General features: G+C 67.1%; 14 protein-coding genes and 1 tRNA gene. 2 read left to right on the top strand and 13 right to left on the bottom strand.

Going from position 1 to position 16,303, the window contains the following annotated elements; all coding sequences use genetic code 11:
* Positions 1 to 78 precede the first annotated feature (78 nt).
* The 10 genes from rpoB to ACFUPX_RS10885 form a co-directional block, all read right to left on the bottom strand.
* Positions 79 to 3,564 carry a DNA-directed RNA polymerase subunit beta gene (gene rpoB, locus ACFUPX_RS10930; protein ID WP_383319491.1) on the bottom strand — a complete coding sequence of 1,162 codons (3,486 nt, stop codon included), beginning with the start codon at positions 3,562 to 3,564 and terminating at the stop codon, positions 79 to 81.
* A 559-nt stretch (positions 3,565 to 4,123) separates the two neighbouring features.
* On the bottom strand, positions 4,124 to 4,504 hold the full coding sequence (gene rplL / locus ACFUPX_RS10925) for a 50S ribosomal protein L7/L12 (RefSeq protein ID WP_344522025.1): 381 nt from the start codon (positions 4,502 to 4,504) through the stop codon (positions 4,124 to 4,126).
* A gap of 113 nt (positions 4,505 to 4,617) precedes the next feature.
* Positions 4,618 to 5,148 (bottom strand): 50S ribosomal protein L10, encoded by a 531-nt coding sequence (gene rplJ, locus ACFUPX_RS10920; RefSeq protein ID WP_361058782.1) that lies wholly within the window; start codon positions 5,146 to 5,148, stop codon positions 4,618 to 4,620.
* Positions 5,149 to 5,436: 288 nt separating this feature from the next.
* Positions 5,437 to 6,375 carry a hypothetical protein gene (locus ACFUPX_RS10915; RefSeq protein ID WP_383319485.1) on the bottom strand — a complete coding sequence of 313 codons (939 nt, stop codon included), beginning with the start codon at positions 6,373 to 6,375 and terminating at the stop codon, positions 5,437 to 5,439.
* A 65-nt stretch (positions 6,376 to 6,440) separates the two neighbouring features.
* Positions 6,441 to 7,331, bottom strand: coding sequence for a hypothetical protein (locus ACFUPX_RS10910; protein ID WP_383319482.1), 891 nt, complete (start codon positions 7,329 to 7,331; stop codon positions 6,441 to 6,443).
* Between the two features lie 156 nt (positions 7,332 to 7,487).
* Positions 7,488 to 8,210: a 50S ribosomal protein L1 gene (gene rplA / locus ACFUPX_RS10905; protein WP_383319479.1), complete on the bottom strand. Its 723-nt coding sequence runs from the start codon at positions 8,208 to 8,210 to the stop codon at positions 7,488 to 7,490.
* An 86-nt stretch (positions 8,211 to 8,296) separates the two neighbouring features.
* Entirely contained in the window at positions 8,297 to 8,731 is a 435-nt protein-coding gene (gene rplK / locus ACFUPX_RS10900) for a 50S ribosomal protein L11 (RefSeq protein ID WP_160506641.1), read from the bottom strand.
* A 175-nt stretch (positions 8,732 to 8,906) separates the two neighbouring features.
* Positions 8,907 to 9,893 carry a transcription termination/antitermination protein NusG gene (nusG, locus tag ACFUPX_RS10895; RefSeq protein WP_383319475.1) on the bottom strand — a complete coding sequence of 329 codons (987 nt, stop codon included), beginning with the start codon at positions 9,891 to 9,893 and terminating at the stop codon, positions 8,907 to 8,909.
* 89 nt (positions 9,894 to 9,982) lie between these two features.
* Positions 9,983 to 10,270, bottom strand: a complete 288-nt coding sequence (gene secE, locus ACFUPX_RS10890; RefSeq protein ID WP_190084400.1) for a preprotein translocase subunit SecE — start codon at positions 10,268 to 10,270, stop codon at positions 9,983 to 9,985.
* A gap of 105 nt (positions 10,271 to 10,375) precedes the next feature.
* Positions 10,376 to 10,448, bottom strand: a tRNA-Trp gene (locus ACFUPX_RS10885).
* Positions 10,449 to 10,638: 190 nt separating this feature from the next.
* On the opposite strand from ACFUPX_RS10885, the gene ACFUPX_RS10880 reads away from it, so the two are divergent.
* Positions 10,639 to 11,865: a pyridoxal phosphate-dependent aminotransferase gene (locus tag ACFUPX_RS10880; RefSeq protein WP_383319470.1), complete on the top strand. Its 1,227-nt coding sequence runs from the start codon at positions 10,639 to 10,641 to the stop codon at positions 11,863 to 11,865.
* Between the two features lie 143 nt (positions 11,866 to 12,008).
* A complete protein-coding gene (locus ACFUPX_RS10875) occupies positions 12,009 to 13,028 on the top strand; it encodes an adenosine deaminase (protein ID WP_383319468.1) in 1,020 nt (339 codons plus the stop codon).
* On the opposite strand, the gene ACFUPX_RS10870 is transcribed toward ACFUPX_RS10875, so the two are convergent.
* The 3 genes from ACFUPX_RS10870 to ACFUPX_RS10860 form a co-directional block, all read right to left on the bottom strand.
* Entirely contained in the window at positions 13,018 to 14,073 is a 1,056-nt protein-coding gene (locus ACFUPX_RS10870; protein WP_383319465.1) for a UDP-N-acetylmuramate dehydrogenase, read from the bottom strand. The two genes, ACFUPX_RS10875 and ACFUPX_RS10870, sit on opposite strands and share 11 nt — an antisense overlap.
* Positions 14,074 to 14,148: 75 nt before the next feature.
* A complete protein-coding gene (locus ACFUPX_RS10865) occupies positions 14,149 to 15,588 on the bottom strand; it encodes an MFS transporter (RefSeq protein ID WP_383319461.1) in 1,440 nt (479 codons plus the stop codon).
* 75 nt (positions 15,589 to 15,663) lie between these two features.
* Positions 15,664 to 16,221, bottom strand: a complete 558-nt coding sequence (locus ACFUPX_RS10860) for a TetR/AcrR family transcriptional regulator (protein WP_383319458.1) — start codon at positions 16,219 to 16,221, stop codon at positions 15,664 to 15,666.
* Between the last annotated feature and the right edge of the window lie 82 nt (positions 16,222 to 16,303).

Here is a 16,303-nt window from a genome sequence, read left to right as displayed (position 1 = left end):
TTCGGGGTCGAGTCTCAATCATGGTCTGAACGGGTCCGGGGAGAGCCGGCCGGACACGAGGTCCGGCCGGCCAACCCGTCAGACCTCTTCGACGCTGCTCGGCTCGCGCCGGGACAGGTCGATACCGAGCTCCTCCGCCGCGCGGAAGACGTCCTCGTCGGTGTCGCGCATCTCGATGGACATGCCGTCCGAGGACAGCACCTCCACGTTGAGGCAGAGCGACTGCATTTCCTTGATGAGCACCTTGAAGGACTCGGGAATGCCGGGCTCGGGGATGTTCTCGCCCTTGACGATGGCCTCGTAGACCTTCACGCGGCCGGTCACGTCGTCGGACTTGATCGTCAGCAGCTCCTGGAGGGCGTAAGCGGCGCCATAAGCCTCAAGCGCCCACACCTCCATCTCACCGAAGCGCTGACCACCGAACTGAGCCTTACCACCCAGCGGCTGCTGGGTGATCATGGAGTACGGACCGGTCGAACGAGCGTGGAGCTTGTCGTCGACCAGGTGGTGCAGCTTGAGGATGTACATGTACCCGATCGAGATCGGGTCCGGGAACGGCTCGCCGGAGCGTCCGTCGAACAGCCGCGCCTTGCCGGACGGCAGGACCATGCGGTCGCCGTCGCGGTTCGGGACGGTGTGCTCGAGGAGGCCGGTCAGCTCGTCCTCGCGGGCGCCGTCGAAGACCGGAGTCGCGACGTTCGTCCGCGGGGCGACCTGGTCGGCGCCGATGCGCTGCAGGCTCTGCGCCCACTCCTCGCTGAGGCCGGAGACGTCCCAGCCCTGGCTGGCGAGCCAGCCGAGGTGGATCTCCAGGACCTGACCCGGGTTCATTCGGGACGGGACACCCAGCGGGTTGAGGATGATGTCGACCGGCGTGCCGTCCTCAAGGAAGGGCATGTCCTCGATCGGAAGGATCTTGGAGATGACACCCTTGTTGCCGTGCCGACCGGCGAGCTTGTCGCCGTCCGTGATCTTGCGCTTCTGCGCCACGTAGACACGAACCAGCTGGTTCACGCCCGGCGGCAGCTCGTCGCCCTCTTCACGGTCGAAGACGCGTACGCCGATGACCTTGCCGATCTCACCGTGCGGCACCTTCAGCGAGGTGTCGCGCACTTCGCGCGCCTTCTCACCGAAGATCGCGCGGAGCAGGCGCTCTTCCGGCGTCAGCTCGGTCTCACCCTTGGGCGTGACCTTGCCGACGAGGATGTCACCGGCGACGACCTCGGCACCGATACGGATGATGCCGCGCTCGTCGAGGTCCGCGAGGACCTCCTCGGAGACGTTCGGGATGTCCCGGGTGATCTCCTCCGGGCCCAGCTTGGTGTCACGGGCGTCGACCTCGTGCTCCTCGATGTGGATCGAGGAGAGGACGTCGTCCTGTACGAGGCGCTGCGACAGGATGATCGCGTCCTCGTAGTTGTGACCTTCCCAGGGCATGAACGCCACGAGCAGGTTCTTGCCGAGGGCCATCTCGCCCTCTTCGGTCGCGGGACCGTCGGCCAGGACCTGGCCCTCGATCACGCGGGCGCCCTCGTCGACGACAACCTTCTGGTTGACCGAGGTGCCCTGGTTCGACCGGGAGAACTTGGCGATGCGGTACGTGGTGTACGTGCCGTCGTCGTTGGTGACCGTGACGTAGTCCGCGGAAACCTCCTGGACCACACCCGCCTTCTCGGCCTTGATCACGTCACCGGCGTCGACCGCACAGCGGTACTCCATGCCGGTGCCGACGAGGGGAGCCTCGGCGGTGATCAGCGGCACGGCCTGACGCATCATGTTCGCGCCCATGAGGGCACGGTTGGCGTCGTCGTGCTCGAGGAACGGGATCATCGCGGTCGCGACCGACACCATCTGGCGCGGCGAGACGTCCATGTAGTCGACGTCGTCGCCGGGGATGTAGTCGATCTCGCCGCCACGACGGCGGACCAGGACGCGCGACTCGGTGAAGCGCATGTCCTCACCCAGCACGGCGTTGGCCTGGGCGATCACGAAGCGGTCTTCTTCGTCGGCCGTCAGGTAGTCGACGTCGTCGGTGACGACGCCCTCGATGACCTTGCGGTACGGCGTCTCGACGAAGCCGAACGCGTTGACGCGGCCGTACGAGGCGAGCGAACCGATCAGACCGATGTTCGGGCCTTCAGGAGTCTCGATCGGGCACATGCGGCCGTAGTGAGACGGGTGCACGTCACGGACCTCGAAGCCGGCCCGCTCACGGGAGAGACCACCCGGGCCAAGCGCCGACAGACGGCGCTTGTGGGTGAGACCCGACAGCGGGTTGTTCTGGTCCATGAACTGCGACAGCTGGCTGGTGCCGAAGAACTCCTTGATGGAGGCGACGACCGGCCGGATGTTGATCAGGGTCTGCGGCGTGATCGCCTCGACGTCCTGGGTCGTCATGCGCTCACGCACGACGCGCTCCATACGAGCCAGACCCGTGCGGACCTGGTTCTGGATGAGCTCGCCGACGTTGCGCAGACGACGGTTGCCGAAGTGGTCGATGTCGTCGGTCTCGACGACGATCGACGTACCGCTGTCGCCAACGGTCTCGGTCTCACCGGCGTGCAGCTTCACCAGGTACTTGATCGAGGCGATGATGTCCTCGACCGTGAGGATGCCCGCGTCGAGCGGAGCGTCCGCACCCAGCTTCTTGTTGACCTTGTAGCGACCGACCTTCGCGAGGTCGTAGCGCTTGGGGTTGAAGTAGAGGTTCTCAAGCAGCGTCTGAGCGGCCTCACGGGTCGGCGGCTCGCCAGGACGGAGCTTGCGGTAGATGTCGAGCAGTGCGTCGTCCTGGCCCTGGGTGTGGTCCTTCTCCAGGGTGGCGCGCATCGACTCGTACTCGCCGAACTCCTCGAGGATCTGCTCGGTCGTCCAACCGAGAGCCTTGAGCAGAACGGTGACCGACTGCTTGCGCTTGCGGTCGATGCGCACACCGACCATGTCGCGCTTGTCGATCTCCATCTCCAGCCAGGCACCCCGGGACGGGATGATCTTGGCGGAGAAGATGTCCTTGTCGGACGTCTTGTCGATCGAGGAATCGAAGTAGACGCCCGGCGAACGGACCAGCTGCGACACGACGACACGCTCGGTGCCGTTGATGACGAAGGTGCCCTTGTTGGTCATGAGCGGGAAATCGCCCATGAAGACCGTCTGGGACTTGATCTCGCCGGTCTCGTTGTTGGTGAACTCGGCAGTGACGAAGAGCGGAGCGGCGAACGTGAAGTCGCGCTCCTTGCACTCGTCGATGGAGTTCTTCGAAGGCTCAAAACGGTGGTCGCGGAACGTCAGGGACATCGACCCGGAGAAGTCCTCGATCGGAGAGATCTCCTCGAAGATCTCCTCCAGACCTGACTTGGTGGGGACGTCCTGTCCACTGTCGAGAGCCGCCTCGACACGAGCCTTCCACGCTTCATTTCCGAGCAGCCAGTCAAAGCTCTCGGTCTGCAGCGCAAGAAGGTTCGGAACCTCGAGGGGCTCCCTGATCTTTGCAAAGGAAATGCGCAGCGGGGCGGTGCTGGCGCCGTTGTTCGTATTCGCGGTCGAGGCAGTGCGCGAGGCGGCCAAGAGGGGGTCCTTCCGAGGGCTCGGACTCACTACGCGCGTACCGGTCCCAGGCTGGACACAGAGACAGAAAGCCCCGGTCAGGGAAGTTTCGATCCACAGTGCTCAAGCATGGGCATGCCCCTGGTGACGGGCAGGAGGCAGCTAACAGGCAGCGCAAAGGGTCAGTGTAGCCACTAGGCCCACTGATGTCCAGTGCGGGTTTTTGAAGACCCTCGTTGTTCTCAACCCCTGCTGCAAGCCACGCCCTCGATGCACATCGATACTGCCCTCTTCGCCGTCGATCCATGCCTCGGATGCGGATCGATGTGACGACGCGTCCTGAGAATTGCGCGCTGCGTGCGGTTCGTCAAGGCCCCCCTGCCCCGACTTGGCTCTCAGAGGTCGCCGTCACGGCTGTTCCGAGGCACAACGAAGATCACCATACTCGTCGGGACGGGCTACGCAAGGCAGCCGTCTGGGTGCGCCGGAGAACGCCGAAGGGCGACCACCCAGATGGGTGATCGCCCTTGGCAGAGCGTCGCCTGAACGACGCTCGAAAGGAGTCGGAAGACTCGCGAGGTTACTTGACCTCGACCGAGGCGCCGGCAGCCTTGAGGGACTCGGCAGCCTTCTCGGCGGCCTCCTTGGCGACCTTCTCGAGGACCGGCTTCGGGGTGCCGTCGACGAGGTCCTTGGCCTCCTTCAGACCGAGCGAGGTGAGCTCACGCACGACCTTGATGACCTGGATCTTCTTCTCGCCGGCGCCGGTGAGGACGACGTCGAACTCGTCCTGCTCCTCGACGGCCTCGGCAACGGCGCCCGGGCCGGCCGGGGCGGCGGCGACGGCCGCGGCGGCGGTGACGTCGAACTTCTCCTCGAAGGCCTTCACGAACTCGGAGAGCTCGATGAGGGTGAGCTCCTCGAACTGAGCAAGCAGGTCTTCCTGGCTGAGCTTCGCCATGATGGGCGATCCTTCCACTAATTCGGCTGGTGCCGGGTGTACATGAAGGCGGGCGTACGTTTGGCCCGCTGCGACCGTCGCCCTAACGGGCGGCGATCAATGCGCGAGCCGAATTACTCGGCACCGCCCTGCTCGGCCTTCTTGGCACGAAGCGCCTCCGCGGTGCGGACGAACTTCGACGGCAGAGCCTGGAAGAGCTGCGCAGTCTGCGTCTGCTTGCCCTTCATGGCACCGGCCAGCTTGGCGAGCAGAACCTCGCGGGACTCGAGGTCCGCAAGCTTCTTGATCTCATCGGCGGACAGCGCCTTACCGTCAAGGACACCGCCCTTGATGATGAGGTTGGGGTTGTCCTTGGCGAAGTCACGAAGACCCTTCGCCGACACCACCGGGTCACCGGTGACGAAGGCAACAGCGGTCGGACCCGAGAACAGGTCGTCCAGCTGGTTGATCCCGGCCTCGTTGGCCGCGATCTTGGTCAGCGTGTTCTTCACCACGGCGTACTCGGAGTTCTCACCGAGTGAACGGCGCAGCTGCTTGAGCTGGGCCACGGTGAGACCCCGGTACTCGGTCAGCACGGCGGCGTTCGAGCTGCGGAACTTGTCCGTGAGCTCGGCTACCGCGGCAGCCTTGTCGGGCGTCGGCATAGAGCGTCGGCCTCCTTCCGGGTGATGAGGACCGCTCAAAAGGGGCTGACAAAACAAAACGCCCCGGCGCAGGCGCCGGGGCATGAGCTCGACCTTACGGAATTCCGTCCGGGAGCACTCACTTCCACAGTCACCTACGCGGGTCGTCCGCAGTTTCAGCGGATCCTTCGGCCACCGCATCCTCTTGCGAGCACACGGCAACGACCAGCGGTCTTTGGCTTCTGTGGAAGAGTACGCGAACGAGTTCGCGTCAGGCAAATCGGCTCGGAGCCGCGAAATCAGGGGCGGTCAGAGGCCGCTGTCGGAGCCGCCTTTGTCCATGTCCCCGATCTTCTTGAACATCTCCATCAGGTCGAAGGTCTTACCGGCCGGCGGCGCGGTCACCTTGGCCGTGGCGCCGTAGTCGGAGAACTTCTGGGACGTCTTCATCGTGCCCTCGGGGGACTTGATGTCGATGTCCATCCGGACGGGATAGTCGTCCTCGTTGACCCAGACCTCGGTGTCGTATCCCTTGATGCCCGACTTCTCGATGTTCTTGAAAAGGTCCTCGCGCTCGCTCTTGCTGAGCACGTCGCTGAGGCCCTTGTTCGACGCCAGCATCTCCTTGACGGTCAGCCGGCCCTTGTAACGCTGGGCCTGGACGCCGTCGACCTTGGCGGGGCCGACATGCTTCAGGTTCGGCGAGTCGAGGAGCATCGCGAGCTGCTGCGCCGGGTCCTGGTTCATGCTGTCCAGGCCGCCGGTGAGCTGCTTGGCGACCTTCTCGTCACCGGCCTGCTCGGCGATGGAGTTCAGGTCCATCTTCATCCACTGCTTGCCGTCCATGTCCTTGGCGGCGGCAGCCCCCATGTCCATGTACATGACATTGTCGAGCCAGAGCATCCGGACCTTCTCCGGCGCCTCCGGATCGCCCTCCGTGAGCGCCGAGCCGGACATCGTCATATCCATGACGGTCGGGTCCCAGCCCATGACGCCGGACATCTTCATCTCACCGGCGCCACCGCCCATCGACTTCGGCGCCGTCATCGTCATCTCGACCTTGGCCGACTTGGCCTTCGCCGTCTTCTCGTACGCCGCCGTGATGACCTCGGTCACCTTCGACCGGGACTGGGTCTCCCCCGAGCCCGCCCCCTTGGCCTTGCCGTCGTCGGAGCCCGAACAGGCCACCGCACCCGTACACAGCATCGTGGTGGCGAGCACAGCGCCCGCAACTCTCTTCACAGTCATGACCCCACCCCTAGGAACACATGATCGACACAATTCGGTCCGGCGAGAATACCTGACGGCCGAGGTCAGGCCTTCGGCTGCTGGTTCATGAGGTCCTTGAAGCTGAGGGTGTCCGAGGCCGGGGGCTTCTCCACGGACACGGGGGTGCCGTAGTCGCTGTAGAAGGCGGTCTGTGAGAACTCGCCGTCGTTCGTCGTGCCCTTCTCGGTCTTCTTGACCAGGAGGTCGTCGTCGTTGACCCAGATGTCGACGGTCTGCGTGCTCAGACCCACCGCCTTGAACTGTTGCTTCAGCTCGGCCATCTGTCCGGCGTCGAGATCCGAGTTCTTGCCGGTGAAGTCCGCGGCATCGACGGTCCCGGCGTAGTGGGTCGTCTTCGTCCCGCGGACCGTCTCCTCGCCCACGCGCTTCACGTCGCCCGAAGCGAGCAGCATCTTGACCGACTGGTTCGGGGTGGTGTTCTGCATCTGGTCCTTGAACGCGTCGCCCGCGGCGCCGCTCATCTGGGCCAGCGTGTCGTAGTCGTACTCCAGCCAGTGCTTGCCGCCGCCGGCCTCCGCCGCGAACTTGTCGCCCATGTTCGCGTAGAACCCGTTCTTCAGATAGCGGTAGTCGATCTTCGACTGGCCTATCTGCTTCATCTGCTCGGCCTGGGTGCCGCCCGTGAGGGTCGCGGTGACATTGCCGGTGATGCCGTCCGACCACGCCATGGAGCCCGTCATGTCCATCGACATCTTGGTGCCCATGACCGTCTTGCTCTCGATCTTGGCCGAGTCCGCGTTACCGGTCTTGTCGTCGATGGAGCGCAGGGCCGCTACGGGGCTGAGGGCAACGGAGCCCTTCTTGCCGCTCTTCGTGTCACCGTCGCCGCCGGAGGAGCCACAGGCCGCGACCCCGGTCAGCGCGGCGGCCACCGCGATCGAAAGGCCTGCGCGTCGCATGGTCGTGCTGTTCATGACATCCCACCCCTTGCACTCGTGTGAATCCCGCACGCTAGCGCAGTCCCCCGACAGCACGGACGGACGCGCGCCCATACGAAGACGGGCCCCGCACCTCGAAAGGTTGCGGGGCCCGTCATCAAAAACGCGTACGCGACGCGACTGCCGTCAGATTCAGACGGCGGCCGGGTCCTCCTCGGTGAGGAGGTTGCGGGTGCGGTTGCTGTCCAGCGGAATGCCGGGGCCCATCGTGGTGGCCAGCGCGGCCTTCTTGATGTAGCGACCCTTGGCGGCCGACGGCTTCAGACGGAGGATCTCCTCCAGCGCGGCGGCGTAGTTCTCCACCAGCTTGGTGTCGTCGAAGGACACCTTGCCGATGATGAAGTGCAGGTTCGAGTGCTTGTCGACGCGGAACTCGATCTTGCCGCCCTTGATGTCGTTGACAGCCTTCACGACGTCGGGGGTGACGGTGCCGGTCTTCGGGTTCGGCATCAGACCACGCGGACCGAGCACGCGGCCGAGGCGGCCGACCTTGCCCATGAGGTCCGGGGTGGCGACGACGGCGTCGAAGTCCAGGCGGCCCTTCGCGACCTCGTCGATCAGCTCGTCGGCGCCGACGATGTCGGCTCCAGCGGCTTCCGCGGCCGCAGCACGGTCACCGGTCGCGAAGACCAGGACCCGGGCGGTCTTGCCGGTGCCGTGCGGGAGGTTCACGGTGCCACGGACCATCTGGTCGGCCTTGCGCGGGTCGACACCCAGGCGGAAGGCGACCTCGACGGTGCCGTCGAACTTGGTCGCGGAGGTCTCCTTGGCGAGACGGACGGCCTCGAGCGGGGCGTAGAGCTTGTCCCGGTCGATCTTGGCGTCCGCAGCGCGGAGAGTCTTGCTGCGCTTCACTTCTGCTCCTGTGGTTTCAGGTGTGGAGTCGTGGTGCGGACCAGCGCTTGGTCCTACCACTGAGAAAGGTCAGACGGGGAAAGCTCTTAGCCCTCGACCGTGATGCCCATGGAACGGGCGGTGCCGGCGATGATCTTCGACGCGGCGTCCAGGTCGTTGGCGTTGAGGTCTTCCATCTTGGTGGTGGCGATCTCGCGGACCTGCGCCTCGGTGATCTTGGCGACCTTGGTCTTGTGAGGCTCGCCGGAGCCCTTCTCGACACCCGCGGCCTTGAGGATCATCTTGGCGGCCGGCGGAGTCTTGGTCACGAAGGTGAAGGAGCGGTCTTCGTAGACCGTGATCTCCACCGGGATGACCCAGCCACGCTGCGACTCGGTCGCGGCGTTGTAGGCCTTGCAGAACTCCATGATGTTCACGCCGTGCTGGCCCAGCGCGGGGCCGACCGGCGGGGCCGGGTTGGCTGCGCCGGCCTGGATCTGGAGCTTGATAAGCCCCGTGACCTTCTTCTTCTTGGGAGGCATTGCTCTCTCCGGGTCCTAGTGAGAGTTTCCAGCCACCATCCAGTCATCCGGATGGAGGCATACCGCACCACGATAACGGGTAACGTCGCGCGGCCAAAAACCGAGCAGGTCAGACAGGCTTTGAGAGCCCGTCTGACCTGGTCGGAGGCGTATGTTCCAGAGGAAGCCGCGAGGGCTAGTTCTTCTGGATCTGGTCGAAGCTGAGCTCGACCGGGGTCTCGCGGCCGAAGATCTCGACGAGACCCTTGACCTTCTTCGAGTCGGCGTTGATCTCGTTGATCGTCGCCTGCAGCGTCGCGAACGGGCCGTCGGTGACGGTGACCGAGTCGCCGACCTCGAAGTCCAGGACCTGGACCTCGACCTTGCGCGACGGAGCCGGCTTGCCCTCGGCCTCGGCAGCCTCGCGGGCCGCCTTCTCCTCGGCCTCGGGGGCGAGCATCTTGACGATCTCGTCCAGGGTCAGCGGGTACGGGTCGTAGGCGTTGCCCACGAAGCCGGTGACGCCGGGGGTGTTGCGGACGACGCCCCAGGACTCGTTCGTCAGGTCCATGCGCACCAGGACGTATCCGGGGAGCTTGTTCTGACGGACCGTCTTGCGCTCGCCGTTCTTGATCTGCGCGACTTCCTCCTGCGGCACCTCGGCCGCGAAGATGAAGTCCTCGACGTTCAGCGATACGGCACGCTGCTCGAGGTTGGTCTTCACGCGGTTCTCGTAACCGGCGTACGTGTGGATGACGTACCACTCGCCGGGGAGGGTGCGGAGCTCTTCGCGCAGGGCCACGATCGGGTCGACCGGCTCGGCCTCCTCCTCGTCCTGTGCGGACTCGGCGGCCTCTTCGGACTCGCTGCCCTCGTCGGACTCGCTGCCCTCTTCGGACTCGCTGCCCTCTTCGGACTCGTCCTCGGCGACGGGCTCGCCGTCCTCGTCGGACTCCGCGGCGGCTTCGTCGTCCGCGACGGCCTCGTCGGCCGCCTCGGCGTCGTCAGCGGACTCCGCGTCGGTCTCGACGTGCAGGGCGGACTCTTCGGCGGGTGCGCCCGCGGCGGCGTCAGCAGCCTCGGCCTGGTCCGGGTCCTCGGCGTCCGACGCCTCGACGATGTCGAGCTGGTCCTCCACGGACTCCGCCGACTCGATGGCGTCGTTCAGGTTCGGGTCAGACACGGTGGCTGCTTCTTCCTGGATACAGAGGGGTGGAACGCGCGAAACGGGCGCCGGGTACGGCGCCCTTCGCTCTCGGCTCAGCCATCGGCTCAGCCGAAGACGTACTTGACGGCCTGGTTGAACCCATAGTCAATCACGGTCACGAGGCCGATCATGATGACGACGAAGACAATCACCACGGTGGTATACGTCGTGAGCTGACTGCGAGTCGGCCAGACGACCTTGCGGAGTTCCGCGACGATCTGGCGGTAGAAGAGCGCGAGACGGCCGAAGGGGCCCTTCTTGCCGCGCTTGCCGCCCTTGCGGGCCTTCTTCTTGGACTCCGGCGCCTCGTCCTGGGCATCAGGCATGTCGATGGAGCCCACGGCGTCCGTCACTCGTCCTCACCTGATTCCGGGTCGTGGCCGTGCCGCGCCCGGTATGAGCCGCACGGCGGTGCAATGCAGTACGTACATGCGCACACATCCGCGAGGAGTGTGTAGCAGGGCCGGAGGGACTTGAACCCCCAACCGCTGGTTTTGGAGACCAGTGCTCTACCAATTGAGCTACGACCCTTTGATTTCCCCCAACCTACCGCATCCGCCCGAGTGCACAGAGTGCGATGAGAGGGTGCGGCCGGTGAGGGCCAACGAGCAGTGAGTGTACGTGCTCTGCGGCCCTCCGTCGAACAGAATCGGTTCCGGTGGCCGTGCCGAACTCCGAAACACGTGTGCCGGGCGCGTTTCCGGTCTGGAACGATGGGGCGATGAGCGCTTCCACTTCTCCCACCGAGCGCCGGGTCTCCGCCCGCGTCGGCGCGATCTCCGAGTCCGCGACCCTCGCCGTCGACGCCAAGGCGAAGGCCCTCAAGGCCGCCGGGCGACCGGTGATCGGTTTCGGTGCGGGCGAGCCCGACTTCCCGACGCCCGACTACATCGTCGAAGCCGCCGTCGAGGCCTGCAAGAACCCGAAGTACCACCGCTACACCCCGGCCGGCGGGCTCCCCGAGCTCAAGGCCGCGATCGCCGCGAAGACCCTGCGCGACTCCGGCTACGAGGTCGACGCCTCGCAGGTCCTGGTGACGAACGGCGGCAAGCAGGCGATCTACCAGGCGTTCGCCGCGATCCTGGACCCGGGCGACGAGGTCATCGTCCCGGCTCCCTACTGGACGACGTACCCGGAGTCGATCCGTCTCGCGGGCGGCGTGCCGGTCGAGGTCGTCGCCGACGAGACGACGGGATACCGCGTCTCGGTGGAGCAGTTGGAGGCCGCGCGCACGGAGCGCACCAAGGTCGTCCTCTTCGTGTCGCCGTCCAACCCGACGGGCGCCGTCTACAGCGAGGCCGACGCCGAGGCGATCGGCCGCTGGGCCGTCGAGCACGGCCTGTGGGTCATGACCGACGAGATCTACGAACACCTCGTCTACGGAGACGCGAAGTTCACCTCGCTCCCCGCGATCCTGCCCGAGCTGCGGGACAAGTGCATCGTGGTGAACGGAGTCGCCAAGACGTACGCGATGACCGGCTGGCGCGTGGGGTGGATCGTCGGCCCCAAGGACGTGGTGAAGGCCGCGACGAACCTCCAGTCGCACGCCACGTCGAACGTCTCCAACGTCGCCCAGGTCGCCGCCATCGCCGCCGTATCCGGCGATCTGGCCGCCGTCGACACGATGCGCGAGGCCTTCGACCGGCGCCGCAAGACCATCGTGCGGATGCTGAACGACATCGACGGCGTGCTCTGCCCCGAGCCCGAGGGCGCCTTCTACGCGTACCCCTCGGTGAAGGGCCTCATCGGCAAGGAGATCCGCGGCAAGCGCCCGCAGGACTCCGTGGAGCTCGCCGCGCTGATCCTGGAGGAGGCCGAGGTCGCGGTCGTCCCGGGTGAGGCCTTCGGGACGCCGGGTTACCTGCGCCTCTCGTACGCCCTGGGTGACGAGGACCTCGTCGAGGGCGTCTCGCGGCTCCAGAAGCTCCTGGCCGAGGCCCGCGACTGACGTACCGAGTGAGTTTTCGCGCTCCACGCGCGCGTGCGGGCCGTCTCCCCTCTCCGGGGAGGCGGCCCGTTTCTTCGTTCGGGGATGTGCACGAACGGGAAAGTGGCTACCGGGACGCCATCCGCATACGGCAAGATCCTCGAATGGAGCGTGTACGTGACGTAAGAGAGCTGCCGAAGGCCCATCTGCATCTGCACTTCACCGGGTCGATGCGGCCCACGACCCTGCTGGAGCTCGCCGACAAGTACGGGGTGCGGCTGCCTCCGGCGCTGACCGGCGGTGAGCCTCCGCAGCTGCGGGCGACCGATGAGCGCGGCTGGTTCCGCTTCCAGCGGCTCTACGACATGGCGCGGTCCTGTCTGCGGGAGCCCGAGGACATCCAGCGCCTGGTGCGGGAGGCCGCCGAGGAGGATCTGCGGGACGGGTCGGGGTGGCTGGAGATCCAGGTCGACCCGACGTCGTACGCGCCGCGGCTCGGCGGGCTCATCCCGGCCCTGGAGATCATCCTGGACGCCGTCGACAGCGCCTCGCGGGACACCGGCCTCGGCATGCGCGTCCTGGTCGCCGCCAACCGCATGAAGCACCCGCTGGACGCCCGCACGCTGGCCCGGCTCGCCGTGCGGTACGCCGATCGCGGCATCGTCGGCTTCGGGCTCTCCAACGACGAACGCCGTGGCTTCGCACGGGACTTCGACCGGGCCTTCGCGATCGCGCGGGAGGGCGGTCTGCTCGCGGCTCCGCACGGCGGCGAGCTCAGCGGGCCGGCTTCGGTGCGGGACTGCCTGGACGACCTGCACGCGGGGCGGATCGGGCACGGGGTGCGGGCGGCCGAGGACCCGCGGCTCCTGAAGCGCCTCGCCGAGCGGGGCGTGACCTGCGAGGTGTGCCCGGCGTCCAACGTGGCGCTCGGGGTCTACGAGAAGCCCGAGGACGTGCCGCTGCGGACCTTGTACGACGCCGGGGTGCCGATGGCCCTCGGGGCCGACGACCCGCTGCTCTTCGGGTCACGGCTCGCCGCTCAGTACGAGATCGCGCGCAAGCACCATGCCTTCGACGACGCCGACCTGGCCGAGCTCGCCCGGCAGTCGGTGCGCGGCTCGGCCGCCCCCGTCGACATACAGGCGAAGCTCCTGGCGGGGATCGAGGACTGGCTCAGAGGCTGACGCCCACCGTCACCGGCTCGTTGACCAGCGTGACCCCGAAGGCGTCCCGTACTCCTGCGACGACCTCGCGGGCGAGGGCGAGGAGGTCCTCCGTGGTCGCGCCGCCGCGGTTGGTGAGCGCGAGGGTGTGCTTGGTGGAGATGCGGGCCGGGCCCTGTCCGTAGCCCTTGGTGAAGCCCGCCTTGTCGATCAGCCAGGCGGCGGAGGTCTTCACGCGGCCGTCGTCCGTCGGGAAGGCAGGGGGTGCCACCTCCGGGCCGAGCCGGTCCACCACGCGCGCGTGGAAGGCGGCGAACTCATCCTCCGTGAGGATCGGGTTGGTGAAGAAGGACCCGGCCGACCAGCTGTCGTGGTCCTCGGGGTCGAGCACCATGCCCTTGCCCGCCCGCAGCTTCAGGACGGTCTCACGGGCGACGGCGGCCGGAACCCGGTCGCCCGCGTTCACGCCGAGGGTGCGGGCCGTCTCCGGGTACTTCAGGGGGGCGCTCATTCCCTGGGCGTCCTCCAGTTCGAAGCGGACGCGCAGCACCACGAAGCGGTCGGAGTCGGCCTTGAAACGGCTGTGGCGGTACGAGAAGTCGCACTCGGCGTTCGTGACGGTGACCGTCTCGTGCGTCCTCCTGTCGTACGCGACCACTTCGGTGATGGTCGACGAGACCTCCTGGCCGTACGCCCCCACGTTCTGGATCGGCGTCGCGCCCGCGGACCCGGGGATCCCTGCGAGGCACTCGATGCCCGCGAGCCCCGCGTCCACGACGCGGGCCACCGCGTCGGTCCACACCTCGCCGGCGGCCAGCTCCAGCTTCGTGCCGTCGAGCGCGAAGCCCTTCGTGGCGATGCGCAGAGCGGTGCCGTCGAAGCCCTTGTCTCCGATGACGAGGTTCGAGCCGCCGCCGATGAGCAGCAGCGGGGTCCCGGAGTCGTCGGCTTCGCGGACGGCGGCGATCACCTCGGCGTCGGTCGTCGCGGTGATCAGACGGGCCGCGGGACCGCCGAGCCGGAAGGTGGTCAGCGGGGCGAGGGGGGCATCGTGGAGTTCCTGCACGTGCACAAGGGTACGGTCCGTGGCCCTGCCTCTCGGGCGGGGCCACGGACCGTGGGGTGAGTCGGGCGGCGCGGTTCAGACGCCGACGGGCGTGCGCTCCTCTGCCGCGGCCGGTGCGGCGCCGTCCGCCTTCCCGGCGGCGGACCGTCCCGGGAGCAGCGCGGCGGCCACCGCGCCCACGCCGACCAGCGCGGCGCCGGCCCACAGGGCGGGCCCGAGGCCGTCCACGAAGCTCTGGGCGGAGCCGTAGCCGCCCTGGGCGGAGAAGACCGAGGCGAGGATCGCGATGCCGAGGGCGCCGCCGACCTCCCGCAGGGCGTTGTTGGCGCCGGACGCGATGCCCTGCTCGGAGGGGCGGACGCTGGACATCACCAGGTTGGCTGCGGGGGCGAAGTAGAGCCCCATGCCGACCCCGCTGATGATCAGGGCGGGGAGCTGGGCCCCGTAGGACACGTCGGACGCCACGACGGCCGCGAACCAGGCGAGACCGACGGCCTGGAGCGCGAGGCCCGCGGTCACCACGAGGCGCCCGCCGATCCGGTCCGCGAGGTAGGCCGCGATGGGAGAGACGATCATCGGCATACCGGTCCAGGGCAGCATCCGCAGGCCCGCCTCGGTGGGCGAGTAGCCGAGGACGTTCTGCAGGAACTGGCTGAGCAGGAAGATCGAGCCGAACATCCCTACGAACATCAGCAGGCTCGCTGCGTTGATCGCGGAGAAGGCCCGGCTGCGGAAGAGCCGCATGGGCAGCATCGGGTTCTCGCTGCGGATGCCGTGCCGGACGAAGCCGCCGAGCAGCACGGCGCCCGCGATCAGGCCGGTGAGGACGGTCGCACTGGTCCAGCCGTCGATGTTGCCGCGGATCAGGGCGTACACGATGCCGAAGAGCCCGCCGCTGGCCAGCAGTGTCCCGGTGATGTCGAGGGGCGCTCCGGTGCCGTAGGACTCGGAGAGCCGCAGCCGGGCCAGCGGCAGCAGCGCGAGACCGAGCGGCACGTTCAGCCAGAAGATCCACTGCCAGGAGATGTGCTCGGTGAGGCTGCCGCCGATGAGCGGACCACTGGCGACCGCGAGACCGTTGACGGCGCCCCAGATCCCGTACGCCATCCCGCGCTTGGCCACCGGCACGGCCGCCGTCAGCAGGGTCAGCGTCAGCGGCATCATGATCGCGGCGCCGACGCCCTGGACCGCGCGGGCGGCGATCAGCGCCTCGATGCCGGGGGCGAGGGCCGCGGCGGCGGAGGCTCCGGTGAAGACCGCGAGGCCGGTGATGAAGAGCTTGCGGCGCCCGAAGCGGTCGCCCAGGGCCGCGCCGAACATCAGCAGCACGGCGAAGGTGAGCGTGTAGGCGCTCACCGTCCATTCGAGGTCGTGCATCGCTCCCCCGAAGTCCTCGCGGATGGCGGGCAGGGCGGTGGTGACGACGAGGTTGTCGAGGGCCGCCATGAATCCGGCGATGCTGGTGAGGGCGAGGGCCCAGCCTGCTCCCCCGCGCCGTGCTGTCTGCTGTGACATTGCTTCCCCTGTGGTTAGTTATTGATGACTAACTTTTATGGGCGCAAAAGTACGCACCCCGCTGACCCGCACGCCTTACTCCTTGAGCTGCGCCGATTCGTAGAAGCCGGTCCACACCCGGTGGTCGGGCTTGAACCCCATCGACACCAGGACATTGATCAGCATCCCGTACGCCAGGAACTGCGTCGTGTCGCCGACGTCCGCCCCCATGGCGAGGCGGGCCGTGTCGTACATCTCCATCCAGCCGGCCCGCAGCGCCTCGCCGAACTCCCGGTCACCGGACGCCTCGGCGGAGGCCACGGCGACGTACATCTGCATCTGCATGAGCAGCATGTCCGGGTCGTCGGCGATGAGTGCCTGATAGGCCTCCCCCATGGAGTGCAGGGCCTCTTCTCCCTCCAGCCCCTCGGACGCCTTCCTGAAGACCTCCGTCACTTCCTGGCAGCAACGCCCGGACGCGGCGAGGAAGATCGCCCGCTTGTCCGGGAAGAGGCGGAAGAGATACGGCTGCGAGACACCCACCCGCTTGGCGATCACCTCGGTGGACGTGCCGTTGTAGCCACCGCGGGCGAATTCGATCATCGCCGCGCGGATGACGCTCTCGCGTCGCTCCTCTGCGCTCATCCTGACCATGTGATGAAGTTAGTGGCCAATCACTACCTTCGTCAAGGAGGTGGTGGACGGCAGTAGTAAGTAAGGGGCACCCGCCCACGGC

Source organism: Streptomyces sp. NPDC057302, from assembly GCF_042667685.1.
GTDB lineage: Bacteria > Actinomycetota > Actinomycetes > Streptomycetales > Streptomycetaceae > Streptomyces.
The sequence above is the reverse complement of the archived record's forward strand: the minus strand, read 5'-3'. Positions and strand labels throughout refer to the sequence as shown.